Annotated in this window: 15 protein-coding genes and 2 tRNA genes; 12 read left to right on the top strand and 5 right to left on the bottom strand. The window is 48.8% G+C overall.

Annotated features, from left to right (window positions below):
- Positions 1–91 precede the first annotated feature (91 nt).
- The 8 genes from AC51G0_RS21390 to fliJ are packed head-to-tail and all read left to right on the top strand — an operon-like array spanning position 92 to position 7986.
- Positions 92–967, top strand: coding sequence for an OmpA family protein (locus AC51G0_RS21390; protein ID WP_496303665.1), 876 nt, complete (start codon positions 92–94; stop codon positions 965–967).
- Positions 967–2304, top strand: a complete 1338-nt coding sequence (locus tag AC51G0_RS21385; protein WP_496303664.1) for a sigma 54-interacting transcriptional regulator — start codon at positions 967–969, stop codon at positions 2302–2304. The genes AC51G0_RS21390 and AC51G0_RS21385 overlap by 1 nt, the downstream gene beginning before the upstream one ends.
- Positions 2305–2317: 13 nt before the next feature.
- The gene (gene fliE / locus AC51G0_RS21380; protein ID WP_496303663.1) at positions 2318–2686 is read left to right on the top strand and encodes a flagellar hook-basal body complex protein FliE; all 369 of its coding nucleotides are present in this window, start codon (positions 2318–2320) and stop codon (positions 2684–2686) included.
- 54 nt (positions 2687–2740) lie between these two features.
- Entirely contained in the window at positions 2741–4411 is a 1671-nt protein-coding gene (gene fliF / locus AC51G0_RS21375) for a flagellar basal-body MS-ring/collar protein FliF (RefSeq protein ID WP_496304170.1), read from the top strand.
- Positions 4380–5408, top strand: a complete 1029-nt coding sequence (locus AC51G0_RS21370) for a flagellar motor switch protein FliG (protein ID WP_496303662.1) — start codon at positions 4380–4382, stop codon at positions 5406–5408. The genes fliF and AC51G0_RS21370 overlap by 32 nt, the downstream gene beginning before the upstream one ends.
- Positions 5409–5429: 21 nt before the next feature.
- Positions 5430–6182 (top strand): flagellar assembly protein FliH, encoded by a 753-nt coding sequence (gene fliH, locus AC51G0_RS21365; protein ID WP_496304169.1) that lies wholly within the window; start codon positions 5430–5432, stop codon positions 6180–6182.
- Entirely contained in the window at positions 6175–7515 is a 1341-nt protein-coding gene (gene fliI / locus AC51G0_RS21360; protein ID WP_496303661.1) for a flagellar protein export ATPase FliI, read from the top strand. The genes fliH and fliI overlap by 8 nt, the downstream gene beginning before the upstream one ends.
- A 27-nt stretch (positions 7516–7542) precedes the next feature.
- Entirely contained in the window at positions 7543–7986 is a 444-nt protein-coding gene (gene fliJ, locus AC51G0_RS21355; RefSeq protein WP_496303659.1) for a flagellar export protein FliJ, read from the top strand.
- Positions 7987–8031: 45 nt separating this feature from the next.
- On the opposite strand, the gene AC51G0_RS21350 is transcribed toward fliJ, so the two are convergent.
- A complete protein-coding gene (locus AC51G0_RS21350; protein WP_496303658.1) occupies positions 8032–9156 on the bottom strand; it encodes a M14 family metallopeptidase in 1125 nt (374 codons plus the stop codon).
- A 158-nt stretch (positions 9157–9314) separates the two neighbouring features.
- On the opposite strand from AC51G0_RS21350, the gene AC51G0_RS21345 reads away from it, so the two are divergent.
- From AC51G0_RS21345 to AC51G0_RS21330, 4 genes are all read left to right on the top strand, one after another.
- Positions 9315–9788 carry an NUDIX domain-containing protein gene (locus AC51G0_RS21345; RefSeq protein ID WP_496303657.1) on the top strand — a complete coding sequence of 158 codons (474 nt, stop codon included), beginning with the start codon at positions 9315–9317 and terminating at the stop codon, positions 9786–9788.
- Between the two features lie 140 nt (positions 9789–9928).
- Positions 9929–10019, top strand: a tRNA-Ser gene (locus AC51G0_RS21340).
- Positions 10020–10063: 44 nt separating this feature from the next.
- Positions 10064–10140 (top strand) — tRNA-Asp (locus tag AC51G0_RS21335).
- Positions 10141–10607: 467 nt separating this feature from the next.
- Positions 10608–11984 carry an L-serine ammonia-lyase gene (locus AC51G0_RS21330; RefSeq protein WP_496303656.1) on the top strand — a complete coding sequence of 459 codons (1377 nt, stop codon included), beginning with the start codon at positions 10608–10610 and terminating at the stop codon, positions 11982–11984.
- 39 nt (positions 11985–12023) lie between these two features.
- Here the strand turns inward: AC51G0_RS21330 and AC51G0_RS21325 are convergent, their stop codons facing one another.
- The 4 genes from AC51G0_RS21325 to AC51G0_RS21310 are packed head-to-tail and all read right to left on the bottom strand — an operon-like array spanning position 12024 to position 17584.
- A complete protein-coding gene (locus AC51G0_RS21325) occupies positions 12024–12518 on the bottom strand; it encodes a flavodoxin (RefSeq protein WP_496303655.1) in 495 nt (164 codons plus the stop codon).
- 15 nt (positions 12519–12533) lie between these two features.
- A complete protein-coding gene (gene nifJ / locus AC51G0_RS21320; protein ID WP_496303654.1) occupies positions 12534–16103 on the bottom strand; it encodes a pyruvate:ferredoxin (flavodoxin) oxidoreductase in 3570 nt (1189 codons plus the stop codon).
- Positions 16104–16112: 9 nt separating this feature from the next.
- A complete protein-coding gene (locus AC51G0_RS21315; protein ID WP_496303653.1) occupies positions 16113–16343 on the bottom strand; it encodes a hypothetical protein in 231 nt (76 codons plus the stop codon).
- A gap of 2 nt (positions 16344–16345) precedes the next feature.
- Positions 16346–17584, bottom strand: a complete 1239-nt coding sequence (locus AC51G0_RS21310; protein ID WP_496303652.1) for an FMN-binding protein — start codon at positions 17582–17584, stop codon at positions 16346–16348.
- Positions 17585–17610 lie beyond the last annotated feature (26 nt).

The following is a 17610-nucleotide window of genomic DNA, read 5'->3' as shown; positions in this document are numbered from 1 at the left end:
TATCACCATGATGAAAGCTAAATAACCATTATATAATAATTCCAAAAAAGAATATGAAGAGGGTGGGCCAGAGAGGGTGCTCATGCGAATTATGTCTTATAAAAAAAATGTAATATTGCTTTTTACCTTAAATGTTGGCTTGGTAAATGCGCAAAATATATCCGTACCAATGGATTTGGTTAAATGGGAATATAAAGGCGACCATTTTCAGTGTTTATTAAATCAAAATGTAAATAAATTTGGGCAGGTTACTTTTAGAGCTGAACCAAATAATAAGCTTGTCTTACAAGTTCGAAGTTATCAGTTGCCGAAACACTATAAAACGGCCCGTTTGTATAAGCTGGATTCTCCTTGGGAACAGCCAGAGCAGGCAGCAATTATTGGAGAGGGGCTGTGGGTATCAGCTTATGAGTTTGTGTTTAACGATTCGGTTGATGAGCTATTACAAGCTATTTCGCGAGGGGCGTGGATGAAGTTTTCTGTTTCATCCCCTACTCAGCAGGATGCCCTAACTGTCCAGTTACCTAGTGTTCGTATTGCAGATCCATTAAATGCTTTCAATCGTTGCCGTTCTTCGTTGCCGGCGATGTCTTACGAACAAGCCCGAGACTTGGTTCTGGCCTTTGAGTTGGGACAGCGGGTAGCGACGACAGACCAAAAAGTATCGCTTCAGCACTTGGCCGAATACGTCAAGTTAGATCAAGGCGTCCAAAAGGTGTTGATTGATGGGCATACCGACAACGTCGGGTCATCGCTAGCCAATCTCCAGATTTCTAAAGTGCGGGCTGATGATGTTGCCAGTTTCCTTGAAGAAGCAGGTGTGAGTGCTTCGAAAATTCAGGTTCGCTCCCATGGCTCGCGTTATCCCGTTGCGAGTAATGCGTCCGAACAAGGCAAAGCGAAGAATCGCCGAGTCACCATCAGGGTGATCCGTAACGGATCAATAACGAACAGTAAGGTTCAGTGATGCTCCATAAACACATTCAACTTATCGAGCCCGACTTGAACATTGCCAGACAAGTGACTGCGGTATTAGAGCAGTCTGGATATCTGGTCAGCCATGCTACATCTGGGCGTGCAGTCTTACATGATCAAAGAGCTGCAATCACCTTGGTCAGCTCGACAATGCCCGATATCGGCCTGACAGAATGGATCAAGTGTAACCAGCAATTGAGTGGTAACAAAGGGCGTGTGGCGATTGCGATTGTTGAGCAAGATGAGGGGTTACTGGCGGCTGATGCGATGAAAGCGGGAGCGACAGATTATTTATTGCGGCCTTTTGAGGCGGGCCAGCTGTTGAGCTTGCTACATCGTGTCGAGGCGCTCGAACAGCCGATGGCTGATATTGTCGCAGAGTCGTGGCGCAGCAAACAGATCCTGCAGTTGGCACATCGCGCGGCGTGTACCAATGCCAGTGTTCTGATCACCGGTGAGTCAGGTACGGGGAAGGAAGTGCTCGCACGCTATGTGCACCAACAGTCCCCCCGCAGCGACCAACCATTTATTGCCGTCAACTGCGCGGCGATCCCGGAATCGATGCTGGAAGCCGTGTTATTTGGCCATATGAAGGGCGCGTTCACAGGGGCAACGCAAACTCAGACCGGGAAGTTTGAAGAAGCCAACGGCGGCACGATCTTACTCGATGAAATTGCCGAAATGTCACCGGCATTGCAAGCCAAACTGTTGCGCGTGTTGCAAGAGCGTGAAGTCGAGAAAATAGGCAGCCATAAAGCAATCCAGTTAGACATTCGGGTGATAGCGGCCACGAATAAAGACTTGCGAGTGGCGGTACAGGAGGGAACGTTTCGCGAAGACCTTTATTACCGTTTGGATGTATTGCCATTGCATTGGCCGCCGCTGCGTGAACGCGCTGAAGATATTTTGCCTTTGGGGCAGTTTTTCATCAATAAGTACCAGGAAATGAGTTCCTGCCAGTTATCTGCTGATGCCAAGGCCGCACTGTCTCAGTACCACTGGCCGGGCAATATTCGTGAACTTGAAAATGTCATTCAACGTGCGCTGGTCATGCGTCATGGTGATTTTATTACCGCGCAAGACTTAATGTTACCTATCGACACGTCGAAAGTGCACACACTTGCGAAACCTTCTGCAGATATCGGTCATATCGAAGCAAAGAAAATGGCTGAATTTCAATACATTATCGACATCTTAAAGCAGTTCGGTGGCAACCGAACCCAGACGGCCAAGGCTTTGGGGGTAACGACACGCGGTTTACGCTACAAGTTGGCAGCAATGCGCGATCAGGGCATTGATTTACAGGCAGAGCTGGGATCCGCCGCTTAAAAGGAGAAACAAAATGGCTAATAACACAATGGTTCAATTGGCTTCGTCTGAACAGCTAATGCTGGAAAAAATGCAGAACATGCAACATCGGATACAAGCCGATTTTGTGGTGTCTGAGAACCCGATTGATCAGCAAGTTGGGTCTACCCAGCTAAATTCCCCTTTGTCCTTCTCAGGTGCGATGCACCAGGTACTGAAAGTCGTGAATGACCAACAGTCAGTGGCCAGCGCCAAAATGACTGCCGTGGAAACAGGAAAAAGCGACGATTTAGTCGGTGCCATGATTGCCAGTCAGAAGGCCAGTTTGTCGTTCTCTGCGTTGATGCAGGTACGGAACAAAGTGGTTATGTCGTTTGAAGATATTATGAAGATGCCGGTGTAAATTATGTCTGAAATTATCTCTCAACCAGTATCGGCTGGTGCCGACGACAGCACAATGGATGCGTTTGCTGAGCGAGCCAGGCATCTGTGGTATAGCAGCCAGCGTAACCTGGTGCTCTCTGCAGTGCTAGCGGCTATTGTGGCTGCCATTATTGTGGTGGCGTTATGGAGTTCGACCCAAAATTACCGCCCTCTGTATAGCCAGCAAGAACGTTTCGATACCGGTGAAATTATCTCGGTTCTGGAAACCGAGGGTATCCCGTACCGTCTGCAAGAGGAAAATGGTCAGGTGCTGGTCGCTGAAGGCGAAGTGGCACGTATTCGGATGTTGCTGGCGGCCAAAGGGGTGAAAGCCAAGCTACCTACAGGATTGGATTCGCTGAAAGACGACTCCTCGCTGGGGACGAGCCAGTTTATGGAAACGGCGCGTTATCGCCATGGTTTGGAAGGCGAGTTAGTACGTACTATTATCGCCCTTAATGCGGTCTCTAATGCCCGAGTACACCTTGCGATCCCTCGTCAGACTCTGTTTGTTCGCCAGAACAGCGAAGCGCCTTCGGCTTCGGTGATGGTAGAGCTCAAGCCGGGTGAAGATCTGAAAACTGAACAAGTTGAAGCGATCATTAATCTGGTCAGCGGCAGTGTAACGGCGATGAAGCCTGAGAATGTGTCGGTGGTTGATCAGTACGGGCGTTTGTTGAGTGCTGAAATTGGTGCTTCTGAAGTGGGCAAGGTAAATGCCAAATACCTGGATTACCAGAAAAGTTTTGAAAAGCAGGTGATCCAGCGTGCCGCGGATATGCTGACACCCATTGTGGGGCCAAGTAATTTCCGGGTTCAGGTCGCGGCGGATCTGGATTTCAGTCGTACCAAGGAGACACAGGAAATCATTGACTCGACGCCGGTTGTCAGGAGCGAGCACAGCATTCAAAACAATTCCGTTGATAAGATTGCCCTGGGAGTGCCGGGATCGCTGAGTAACAAACCACCGGTAGTAGAAGAGCCTGAGACACAAGACAGCAAAAATACCAACGAGCGTTCAGAGGTTAACCGTCAGTACGCCTTGGGTAGCAGTGTTCGCCAGACTCAATATCAACAGGGGCAACTGAAGAAGCTGACGGTTTCAGTGCTATTGAATTCAGCAGCGGCGCCCAACGGTACCGCCTGGACTGATACCGAGAAACAGCAAATTACCACCATGGTATCGGATGCTGTCGGTATTACAGCCGGTCGCGGCGATAACCTCAGCTTGATGAGCTTCAACTTTACGCCAATCGAAATTGAAACCCCGCCAGCGATCCCGTGGTGGCAAGATCCAACCATTCAGCAGCCGATCCGCTATGTGATTGGCGGCATTCTTGGGCTCTCGATGATCTTCTTTGTATTGCGTCCGCTGATCTCTCACCTTATGGGGATCGACCGGAGAAAAGAAGAGCTGGAATTTGCGTCGCCTGAAGAAGATGAAGACTACGATAGCAGCCTCCAGACCCGTGCCGAGCGTGAACATGAGAAAGTACTCGACAGACGGCTTGCTGATAAAGGTATCGATGTCAGTAGCTCGGCATTGGACACTAATCACGAACTCTTACCGCCACCGGGATCACCGTTGGAAATTCAGCTCAAGCATTTGCAGCTGATTGCCAATGAAGAGCCTGAACGTGTAGCAGAAGTATTGAAACAATGGGTGAATGTGAATGAACAGCGCGTACACAACGAAAATGTCTGAACCGGCCAAGCTCAACAATGTAGAGAAAACGGCGCTGGTGCTATTGGGAATGGGTGAAGAGGCAGCCTCTCAGGTCTTGCAGCATTTCAGCCGTGATGAAGTGCAGCGCGTCACCCATTCGATGGCAAAGCTGAGCGGTATCAAGAGTGATAATGCGAAAGGAGTTATTCAGCACTTCTTTGATGATTTTAGAGAACACAGCGGTATCCGTGGGGCATCCAAGGAGTACCTGTCGAATACGCTGCGCAAAGCACTGGGTAATGATCTGGCCAAAGGCCTGCTAAACAACATATATGGCGATGAGCTGCGTAACAATATGCAGCGCTTGCAGTGGGTGGATGCAGAGGTGCTGGCGAAGTATATCAGCCAGGAGCACCCGCAGATGCAGGCAATTTTTCTGGCGTATTTGCCAGCCGAAAGTTCATCGAATGTATTGGCAAAAATGCCACCGGATTATCACGATGAGCTGATTTATCGTATCGCACGGTTGCAGGAGATTGACCATGAGGTCGCCAAAGATCTCAATGATCTGATTGAGCGTTGTATCGATCATATCTCCATGACCCATAGCGCGCCGATTTCGGGTGCCAAGCAGGCGGCTGATATTATCAACCGCTTTGAAGGGAATCGTGGCCAACTGATGGAGTTGCTCAAACTACATGACGAAGGTGTCGTGAAGGAGATCGAAGAGAACATGTTCGATTTCATGGTACTTGGTCGCCAGCACGAAGCTACCATGGATCGTTTGGTACAGGAAGTACCGGTCGGCCTGTGGGCTCTGGCATTGAAAGGGGCAGAGATCCGTTTGCAGCAAGCGATAAAGCGCTCGATGCCACAGCGTATGGTGAAAACCTTAGAAGACGAGATGGCTGTACGGGGCGCAGTGGCGATCAGCCAAGTGGAAAAAGCGCGTCAGGACATCATGCAGATTGTCCGCGAGCTTTCAGACAATGGCGATATCGAGTTGTTGCTATATCAGGAACCTACCGTGGAGTAAGCCATGAAAACAACCAAAGTCATGCGGCTTCAACCCGGCCAGTACCGTTCGCATCGTTTTCCGCCCGTTGCTGAGCCGGTGAAAGAGACTGCACTGACCACCTTTGACGAAGGGGAGAGCTGGCAAGATAACCAATTCGAATTGCAGCAGCGATTAGAAGAGGGTTTTCAGCAAGGACTGCAGCAAGGTCATGATGAGGGGGTACGCCAAGGTATAGAGCAGGGCAAGCATCAAGGCTTGCTGGAAGGGCAAAAAGAAGGCTTTCAACAAGGCTATAAAAATGGTGAGCAAGCTGGCAAAGATATCTTTACTGCAGCCGTTCACCCGGTGAATACCCTGTTTGGCAAAATCTCCTCATGGCAGGCTGAAAAAGAGCGCGAGCAGCGCCAATTTATTTGTGAGCTGGTGCAGAAAGTCGCCCAGCAAGTGATCCGCGCCGAGTTGACCTTGATGCCCCAGCAAATATTGGCGCTGGTGGATGAAACGCTCGAGGCTCTACCTGGCAAAACAGAGAAAGTGGTGGTGCACCTCAATCCTCAGGATTTAGAGCGGATCACCAATATCAATCCCAATTTACCGGCAGCATGGAAATTAGTCGCCAACAATGAGCTGCCTGTCGGCGGCTGCCAGTTAGTTACCGATAATGCCGAGGCAGATGCTAGCTGTGATGCCCGGTTGGAAGCCTGCATGGAAAACGTGCGCGAACACTTATTGGATGGTGAACACACAGTAGAAACATCAGCCATCACTGCGCAGGAGATGGCAGGTGAGTAACGGTTTATTGGCAGATAGACTCAATGATGCGTTGGCCTCGCTAGAGTCGATTCCTGTTGCCCGGGTTACCGGTCGTTTGGTGAAAGTTAACGGCTTGATGTTACAGGCAGTAGGCTGTCGATTTAAGCTGGAACAACGTTGCCTGGTCGAAGCCGACGATGGTGAAATGATTGAGGCTCAGGTGGTGGGCTTTGATCACAGCATTACTTACCTGATGCCGATCCGCCAGCTTGGCGGTTTGTTTGCAGGTGCCAAAGTGATCCCGCTTGATGGTGATAGTACGGTCCACATCGGTGAAAACTGGATGGGACGTGTGCTCAATGGGTTGGGGGATCCGCTGGATGACGGCATCCCTCTGAAAGGGGGGGAACGCGTCTCTCTCGAGCCTCGCCCGATCAACCCGCTGAAGCGCCGCCCGGTCGATACCCCGCTGGATGTGGGAATACGTGCCATTAATGGTTTGATAACATTGGGTAAAGGCCAGCGGATTGGTCTGATGGCGGGCAGTGGTGTCGGTAAAAGTGTGCTGATGGGCATGATCACCAAAAACACCACGGCAGATGTGATTGTGGTGGGGTTAATTGGTGAGCGTGGCCGTGAAGTACGTGAATTTATCGAGCGTAATCTAGGTGAGGAAGGGCTAAAGCGCGCCATAATTATTGCGGCGCCAGCCGATGAATCGCCATTGATGCGCCTGCGTGCTACCAAGCTTTGCCATCGTGTCGCAGAGTATTTTCGCGATCAGGGCAAAGATGTCTTGTTGCTTATGGATTCACTTACCCGTTACGCCATGGCCCAACGTGAAATAGCCCTATCGTTAGGCGAACCACCGGCCTCGCGGGGTTATCCGCCATCGGTGTTCAGTCTGCTGCCCCAACTATTGGAACGTGCCGGTAACGGTGAGCATCCTGAGGGCAGCTTAACCGCAATCTATACCGTGCTGGCAGAAGGGGATGATCAGCAAGATCCGGTTGTTGATTCTGCTCGTGCCATTCTTGATGGTCATGTGGTGTTATCCCGAACGCTTGCAGAGCAAGGACATTATCCGGCGATTGATATCAATGCGTCCATCAGTCGGTGTATGAGTAACTGTACTGAACATGCACATGTCACAGTGGCGAACCAGTTCCGGCAACTCAATGCTAACTACCTGCAAGTAAAAGAATTACTGCCGTTAGGGGGGTATCAGCCGGGGCAAGATCCCGAGCTCGATCAAGCCGTGGCACTTCAGCCGCAACTGAAAGCGTTTCTGCTGCAAGCGGTGGATGAAGTGACTGATTACCCAACTAGCTTGACTCATCTGGCTCAGTTGTTTAGCCAGCAAGCAGGATAGGCTGAATAAGGCCAATAGGAGTAGCTGGTGAAAAGCAAAGTGAGAGCTGTCAGTAAGCTGCAGCAAATTGCCGAGCAAAACCGTGATCGCCAGGGTAAGGTTTTTGAACAACAGCAGCAGCAAGCAAGTTATTTCCAACAACAACTGGATGCCCTTGGTTTATTGAAAACAGGTTGTCAGGCGTTAGGGGTGAATGGCACGGCAATAATGAGCAGCACCGTTTTGCAGAATACTGCCAGTGTACAGTTGATGCTCAGCCGGATGCTCCACCACCATCAGCATGAAAAAGCGGTGATGGATGCCGAGTGCCTGCGAGCTAAATCTCAGCTCGAAGCCAGTCATGCCAAGGTGAAGGGGCTGGAAACGGTGTTGGAACGCTGGAAAGCTAAGCAGCACTATGAGCAGGCGAAAAAAGAGCAAAAGCAGATTGAGGATTTAATTAATGCTCGTCATAAGAGGAAGCCGCTCTAAACAGGCTGGCCAGCAATGGTCAGCCTGTTTGTCATTTGCTGCTGATTAAATATCGTTAGCAACGGCCAGTATTGCTGCCAGCATATCCTGACCAAAGGCAACGCTGCGCTCTGGTGACCAGCCATAGAAGCTATCTGGCTGTAGGTTGTGATCCTTAAATGGCATCTCAACCGTGTAAGACAGGCACTTGAACTGTTCTGCTACCCAGCAAGAACCAACAGTAAGATTGGCTTTGCCCGGCTTGTCTTTGTCATAACCATGCTCATCCTGGAACTCAGGGGTAATGGTCAGTAGTGCCTGCTTGAATTTGTGTTCAAGGCTCGCCATTCGCTCATCATAAGACGGAACGCCTTCGCTGCCTGCAAGGAAGTTGTATGGGATAGCCTCGTCACCATGAATATCCAGGAACATATCAGCGCCGGTTTGCAGCATACGCTCGCGGACTAAATATACCTCAGGACTTTTCGCTATTGACGGTGTCTGCCATTCTCGGTTCAGGTTTACCCCGATGGCATTGGTGCGAAGGTGGCCACGGATACTGCCGTCCGGATTCATGTTTGGCACAATATGGAATACCGCCTTGTCGAGCAGGGCGCGTCCGACAGTATCGGTTTCATCCAGCAGGCGCTGCAGCAAGCCTTCGATAAACCATTCAGCCATGGTCTCCCCCGGGTGCTGGCGACCGATGATCCAGACGTTTTTCTTCTCGTCAGAGGGCTCACCAATGGTTAGCAGGCTCATGTCATTGCCATCGATAGTGCTGCCCAGTGTTTCAAGCTGGCAGTTAAAGTGGGTTTGTGCCTGGTGCAGCAAGTCCTGGTGACGGTCGTAGCTGTATGGTGCGAAGTAGGCAAAGTACATTGAGCCGTATTCAGGGATGACTTTGAAGCTTAGGGTATCGCCGTCAAATTCGGCAGGAATTCGGAACCATTCTTCACGATCGTACGATGCCACCACGTCATAGCCCTGCCAGCCTTCAGGGTAGGCAGATTTAGCCAGGTTCAGGAGCTTGATGTGGTGCTCTGTTTGCGCCTGTGTTTCCAGGCGAAAGTGAAACCACTGGTAAAATTCGGACTGGTTGTCATTAGGAATGGTTAGCTGGATATCTTCCGGTTTGTCGGCTTTGACAACATTAATGTTGCCGCTTTCAAAATTACTGAATATTTTCATCGTTGTAGTTATCTGTTTTGGTATGAAGGTTCGAGACTAGCATAACTATAGTTGCAGCATAATGGGATGGGACCCCGAAGAGTTCCCCGTCTCTGTTACAGATTGTGTAAAACCGCTACTATTAGCCAGTTTGATAAACGGACTGGGAAAAATAAACAGTGGCATTTCACTATTTAGCACGAGGGATCATCACCTCAGGAGACTATGTATTATTGGTCAGAGGGGTTGGCGACACGATGACTTTCCTGCCCGGCGGCCATATTGAGTTTGCAGAACCGGCTAAAGAGGCGCTGAAGCGTGAATTAATGGAAGAGGCATCCATTGATGGCGAAGTGGGGGACTTTATCGGTGCTGCAGAAAATGAGTGGGAAGAAAACGGTGTACTCAATGCCGAAGTAAATTTACTTTTTCATGTTGAGACGGATCTGTCATCGAAGGTGCCTGTTACTTCTAATGAGCCTCACCTTGAATTTTTATGGGTTCACAAGCAAGAAGTTGAAGCCTATAGCCTTTATCCGGTTGCTTTACGCCAGCTAATCAGTGGCGAGCGATTACAAAATAAGGCCTTTTGGGGATCTGGTGTGCAAGAAAAATTACCGATGGAGCCTCTTTTAACCGACCATTGCGTTTAATTATTGGCCTTAGTCGCTGGTTTTTGTACAGAGCTAAATAAAAACAGAAAAAAATCATCAAAAATGGTTATCTGTTGAGCAGTTAGATAATTTGGTACTTTACAATAACCTAAGTGCTGCGTATTATTCACCGCACTTACGGAGAGATGGCTGAGTGGTTGAAAGCACCGGTCTTGAAAACCGGCATACGTTTGTAGCGTATCTAGGGTTCAAATCCCTATCTCTCCGCCACATTCTAGAAATTGGATGGTTTCCATCGAGTTTCATACAGAATTGGAGCGGTAGTTCAGTTGGTTAGAATACCGGCCTGTCACGCCGGGGGTCGCGGGTTCGAGTCCCGTCCGCTCCGCCAACATAAGAAACCCTGTCAGAAATGGCAGGGTTTTTTGTTATTTACGCTCCCGAGAGCCCTTCGGCCTCTTGGTCTCGGAGCTAGGCGCCCCCGTTCGAGTCCCGGTCGATCGCGACTCCGATGGAATGCCTGATATTGGAAGGCTATGAACTCTTTTCTAATTTAACAATTAATTGTCCCAGCTTAGTCAGTTCTTAGATCGACAGGATTCCTGCGCTTAACTCTTCCGTACCTAACCATAAATTATTGATATTTATTGGTATTAATAAAATTCACACACTGACCTTATAGTAAAAATGGTGAAGAAATAATAGTTATGATTTATCTCGCTAGTGTGAGGTAGGTTAAGTTTCCTAAAAGAAACCTTTGGATGTATTGGTGGAATTTGTCTAATATGTTTCGCAGTTGTTAAGAATCATGGTGGGCTCAGCAGCCCTAGCCCGATAGATAAGCATGGAGACAGGTAAATGCCACATAGTATCTTTGAGCTATTCAAGGTGGGAGTTGGACCTTCCAGCTCCCATACTGTAGGACCGATGGCAGCGGCTGCAGGGTTTTCCTCTTTTTTAAAAGAGCAGGAATTACTTGAACAAACGTTTAAAGTAAGGGTTGACCTTTATGGCTCTCTGGCTCTTACCGGGCTTGGGCATGCGACGGATATCGCTTGTGTGATGGGGCTAATGGGAGAATTGCCTGAGACCATAGAAGCTGATGATATTCCAACCATGGTGAGTATGGTGAAAGGTTCCCGTGACCTGCCTCTGGCAGGCCAGCGTTTTGTTCCTTTCGACTGGTCACAAGATATTGTTTTCCACAACGAAACCTTTCTTCCTGAGCACCCTAACGGCATGACCTGTACTGCGTATGACCATCAGGGTAAAGTCGTTGCCGAGAAAACCTATTTCTCGATCGGCGGTGGCGCGATAGTCGCCAAAGGGGCGAGCGAACAAGAGACGGCTTCGACATCAACTCTGCCTTATCCGTTTAGTTCGGGAAACCGATTGTTAGCGCTATGCAAGGAACATCAGCTTAGCATTGCCGAAATTATGCTAGCCAATGAACAGGCGCGTAGCACTGAAGATCCGCGAATTGGATTGGATCATATCTGGTCAGTAATGGATCAATGCATTGAACGGGGTATTGCACAAACCGGTGTATTACCTGGCAGCCTCAAGCTCAAACGTCGTGCAAATAAAATCCATGAGGATTTGAAGGCAAGGCAGGAACGTGGTGAGCAGGTGGACTCACAAGAGTGGGTAAACTTGTATGCAATGGCGGTGAATGAAGAGAATGCCGCAGGAGGCAAAGTGGTGACTGCGCCTACCAACGGCGCTGCTGGGGTGATCCCCGCCGTCCTGGCTTACTACATACATTTTGTTACTCACAGTGATCAGGATAACGTGCAAAAGGGTATCCATGATTTTCTGGCAACGGCTGCAGCGGTAGGATCGCTGTATAAAGCCAATGCATCCATTTCCGCTGCTGAAGTGGGTTGCCAGGGAGAAATTGGCGTCGCATGCTCTATGGCGGCCGCGGGGCTGACTGAAGTGCTGGGCGGGACACCAGAGCAGGTAGAAAACGCTGCTGAAATTGCAATGGAGCATAACCTCGGGTTAACTTGTGATCCGATCGATGGCTTGGTGCAGGTACCGTGTATCGAGAGGAATACCATGGGGGCGGTAAAAGCGATCAATGCATGCCGTCTGGCACTGAGCGGTGATGGGTCTCACCATGTTTCGTTAGATGATGTAGTTAAAACTATGCACCAAACCGGGCTGGACATGATGAATCATTATAAGGAAACGTCACTCGGCGGATTGGCTATTAATGTAACAGCTTGCTAAAAATTCAACGGCCTCCGGCTTTGCCGGAGGTCATTTTACTTACAGTGACACTTTCAGAAGATCTGTCCACTTTTCTACGCGTTGTTGCGTAAGTCCGGCTTGGCGCTCAACATCAATTGCCAGGCCAAGAAATTCACCGTCTTCTTCGGCGCGAGATTCGCTATGTTCGTAGCCTTCGGTTGGCCATTGGCCAATAATTTCAGCGCCTGCGTCTTCACACACATCGGCAAGATCTGCCATTGCGTCGACAAATGTATCGGCATAATCCAGTTGATCGCCTAGTCCGAAAATAGCGATTTTTGTTTCTGCTAGGTCGAGATCTTCAATTTCATTTAAGGCGTAGTCCCAGTCTGCCTGAACCTCACCACGGTTAACGGTTGGGGTCCCCATAATAACCAGATCATATTGCGGTAAGTCTTCAACATCGATATCAGCGATATCCTGGCTAGCCACGTTGAACTTTTCTGCAATTTGAGCGGCTACTTTTTTGGTAGAACCTGAATCACTACCATAGATAACAGCAATATTTTCCATTGTTTTCTCTCTACTTTATTTCCAACCTGCTAGTTGATTTAGCAGGGATTGTTTATGTTCGGCTTGTGCCTGCAGGGAATCGACTCGGTCCAGATAGCTCTGGTGATCCCTTGCAGAAAGCTGCTTAAATCTGTTTTGCAGCTCAACAAATTCACTGACCTGTTGTTTGGCCGGGCGAGAATCGAGTTGAAGTGCGGCTTTCCCTTTGGCTTTACGGCGAGGGTCGAATCGGTACAGCGGCCATAAACCACTATCAACCAGCTGTTGTTGTTGCTCGACACCCTGCGACATATTGATACCGTGGGTAATACAGGATGCGTAAGCAATGATCAGAGAAGGGCCGGGATAGGCTTCCGCCTCTTGTATCGCCTTGAGGCATTGGTTCATATTGGCACCAAGTGCGACGGTGGCGACATACGCATTACCATTGATCATTGTCGTGATACCCAGATCCTTACCTGCGATTTGTTTGCCTTCACTGGCAAATTTGGCAATGGCACCCGTTGGTGTTGCCTTTGATTGCTGGCCGCCGGTATTGGCATAAACCTGGTTGTTAAGGACCAGGACATTAATGTTTTTATCGCTGGCCAGAACATGGTCTAGGCCGCCGAATCCGATATCAAATGCCCAGCCGTCACCACCGAGGATCCAGACGCTTTTGGCAACCAGCGCATCTGCGTGCAGCTGGAGAGGGTGATTTTCCCTGACCATCAACTTCAGCTGTTTGACATTTTCACGTTGCGCAGCAATCCCTTTTATTGATGAATCTGCAGCGAGATCGACAAGCTCCTTGTAGAGTATTTCCGGGAGCTCTCCTTTTTCCTTTTCCAGAAGGTGAAGAGCGAATGTATTGTCGCTATCGACCGCCATGCGCATCCCCAAGCCAAACTCTGCATTGTCTTCAAACAGTGAGTTTGCCCATGCTGGCCCCTGACCTTTAGCATTTTGGGTATAAGGGGTCGTGGGTAAGTTGCCGCCGTAGATAGATGAGCAACCTGTGGCGTTGGCGATCAGCATGTGATCGCCATAGAGCTGGGTAAGCAGTTTGATGTATGGCGTTTCGCCACAGCCAGAACAAGCTCCCGAGAACTCCATCAGCGGCTCCAGAAGCTGGCTGCTTCTGGCATCAATGCGCTTGATGTCTATCGGTTCAAGCTCAGGAAGCTGGGTGAAATACTCGAAGTTTATCTGTTGTTCGGTTGAAATTTCATTTCTGGCGACCATTGCCAGAGCACTCTGAGCAGGATCGTCATTGGTGGCGGGGCACATTTCTACGCAGAGCTGACACCCCGTACAGTCTTTAGGGGATACCTGAAGGGTGTATTTCTCGCCCGGGAAATCACGCAATTTATAGTCAGTGGTTTTAAATGAGTTTGGCGCTTTATCTAGTGGTAGATTATTGCTAACCACTTTGGATCGAATAGCCGAGTGAGGGCAAACCAGGCTGCAGATATTACACTGGGTACAGGCATCATCATTCCACTGCGGGACAGATGATGCGATATCCCGTTTTTCCCATTTGCTGGTTCCGGTTGGCCAGGCACCATCTACAGGGAAGGCACTCACGGGCAGTAGGTCGCCTCTGCCGTGCATCAATTCCGCCGTGACTTTTTTTACAAAATCAGGTGCTTTGCTCGATACTGTAGGAGCGGTAATCGGGTCATTCAGGTTATCAGGCTCAATGACGACTGTGTGCAGCTTATATTCTGTGTCTTCCACGGCGGCAAGGTTTGAACGTACCACCGCCTCACCTTTGTTTTGATAGGTTTTAGTGATCGCTTGCTTTTGCTGTTCAAGCGCCTGGCTGGGATCCATCAGCTCGGTCAGCAGAAAAAAGGCGCGCTGCATAATGTTGTTGATCCGCCCCTTGATGCCTTTCTCGATTGCCAGCTTGGTGGCATCAATGGTGTAAACCTTGAGCCCTTTTTTGACAATATGTTGCTGTTCTCTATGTCCGAATTGGTGCCATAGTTCAGCGGCCGAATAGGTTGTATTGAATAGCACCGTTGCACCTTGTTTGGCGTAGCAAAGTACATCGTTGTTCTTAAGCAGGCTGAATTGATGACAGCCAAGAAAGTCTGCTTCTTCAATAAGGTATGGCGCATCAATCGGGGTGTCATTAAAACGCAGGTGGGAAGTGGTCATCCCGCCTGACTTTTTGGAGTCATAGACAAAGTAGCCCTGGGTAAACCAGTTGCTGTCGTTACCGACAATTTTGATGGTATTTTTGTTGGCCCCTACTGTCCCGTCTGAGCCAAGGCCAAAGAACATCGCATTAAGATGGGTAGAGTCTTTGACCTGGGATTTTTCCGGTAGCGGTAATGAGAGGCGAGTAACATCGTCTTCGATACCGACAGTAAAATTGTGGTTGAGTTTATGGGTAATGAGCGCGTTGAATACCGCTTCAGCATGTTTAGGTGTGAACTCTTTTGAAGAGAGCCCATATCGTCCCCCCAACACTTTCGGCTGGGCGGTGTTGTAATACTCATTCCAGCTATGGCTGATTGCTGTCACTATATCAAGATAGAGCGGCTCGCCAATTGCTCCAGGCTCTTTGGTCCTATCCAGTACAGCAATGGTTTCAACACTATCTGGGATACTCTTGATGCAGTGCTCAACCGCAAATGGCCTGAATAGGTGGACGCATAGCACGCCCACTTTTTCGCCTTGGCTTTGCAGTGCAGTGACAGCCTTTTTCACCGTACTGCAAGCTGAGCCTATTATTACAATCAAATGATTTGCGGAATCGTCACCAAAATATTCAAAGGGCTTATATTGACGTCCGGTGAGTTGGGCAAATTTGTCCATCGCTTCAATAACCGCATCTGGGCAGTTGTCGTAATAGGTATTAACCGCTTCTCTTGCCTGAAAGTAGGTATCAGGGTTTTGTGAAGACCCTTTTAAGCTCGGTGCATCAGGTGTCAGTCTTCTCGCGTAGTTTTGCTCAATTAGCTGCGGATTGAGCATCTGCTTGAGAACATCATCATGCAGGTAGTTAAGATGGTTGAGCTCATGGGAGGTTCTGAAACCATCGAAGAAATGCACGAAAGGGATCCTGCTTTTCAGTGTTGCCGCTTGTGCTATCAGGGCAAAGTCATGAGCTTGCTGTACCGAGTTGCTGGCTAGAATGGCAAAACCCGTTTGCCTTACCGCCATTACATCCGAGTGATCACAGAAGATGGATAAGGCATGCGTGGCGATGGTTCGAGCGGCAACATGTAGTACAAACGGCGTCAGTTCGCCGGCGATCTTGTACATGTTCGGGATCATCAATAATAATCCCTGAGAAGAGGTGAATGACGTTGCTAAAGAGCCCGTACTCAGTGCGCCGTGCAAAAGGCCTGCCGCGCCCCCTTCAGACTGCATCTCATATATGCTGGGAACGACGCCTCGAAAATTAGGTTGCTTGTTATTGCTCCATTCTTCGCAGTGTTCAGACATGGCGGAAGAGGGGGTGATGGGATAGATGCCAATCACATCATTACAGCGATAGGCAACAGAGGCTGCAGCCTCATTCCCATCCATGATCTGGATATCAGTCCCATATTGTAGAGAGGCCGACTTTTCTCGGTTTGGATTTGTCACAACCTTTCCTTATTGGTAGTTAGCAGTTTTTGATGAGTCATACTCTTTGGCCCATTGAAGAATATTTTCTCGTAGTTGCTCATTCTTCTCTTCATCACTGATTTGAGCTTCCAAAGAGAAAACATACTGAGGTGCTTGAGAGCGGTTTGCGTAGTATGCAGCGCTGAGATCATCTCTCAGGGTCAATAGAATTAAGCCGGCAACGATACAGTAGAAGGTGATTAGCATTTTCTTTCTCACGATTATGCCTCCTCTACTTTTACGGTGATCAGCTGTTCAGCCGCTGGCCGCTTATTAACAGCGGTGTTGGCAATTTTATTTCTCTTTTTTGGTTTGGTTGCCTGCTTGTACCAATCTTTGAGGAATACGATGTAGTCCGTCATCGCTGTAATTGGGCACAAGGTTTTGCACCAGGGACGGTGAACAAACAAAGAGGTAATTAACACCAACAACGTCAGGATAAATAGGTACAACGAGCCCACCATGCCAAACATGATGCCGAACGGCTCGTAGCTAAATGCAGACGGGTTTCTGAAATACAGTCCGCATGCGAGCGTGGTTAGCAATAGAACACGCGGGAACCACTGAAAGGCTTTATGCTTCAGGCTGATCGCCTTTGAGTTGGTCAGCTTGGACAGGCACTGTTGGGTGATCCCCATCGGACACAGCATCTGACAATAGAGGTTTTTGTTAAACAGCAATAGATAACCAATACTGAGTACCAATAAAACAAGAGCAGTGTAGTTACCCAAGCCGGATGTCCAGGAGCCCGACACCAGGATACCCATGGTAGAGGATGACACCAGCGAAGCTGAGTAGAAGCCAAAGATTCCCAGTGACGTTATCATTAGTGTCCACTGCATTTTTACTTTGTGGATGCTGCCGGAACGACTGATAAAGACTGCTAAGCCAAACAGGATAACGGCCAGCGCATCCAAGATATCAATCGTATCTAATGGGCTAGCTTGCTCTTTTAGTTGATAGTCAAAGATCTGTTGCCTGACAGGATCTGCTGCGTCATTCACCGCCTGCAAAATACCGTTAGAGGAGAGCGTCGCGCCGCTGATGCCATCAACATGGATGAGATTTCGGCTGGTTGCGCCTAATATTTTGTTAACCAAGCCACTATCAATTACCTTAGCTACATAAGACGACGTATCTTTTATCGATAAAAGACTGGCTTGTTGAACGATACCTTTAGTATCGAGTTTTAATGCAATATTCAGCTCACCGCCATAGCCGATACCAGTCCCGATACCTAGCCAGGATTTAATTTCTTCACCTTCAATAACTTGGAATAGATTTTCTTCTACTTTGATCAGCTGTTGATTTTTTTCTATTAAAGAATCGAGCATTGCCAACTGACGCTGCGATATTTCTAGCCCACCGAACCACCAGGCTGCGATAAGTATAATTATCGAAACTATTGAGGATATTTTTTCAATTAGCGGATTAGATTTTCTTTTTGAATTTCTGGCCATAATTTATCTACCAATGGGCTAAATAG

The organism is Photobacterium sp. HL06 (assembly GCF_059552575.1).
Note: the sequence above shows the minus strand (reverse complement) of the source record. Positions and strands in the feature narration are given on the sequence as shown.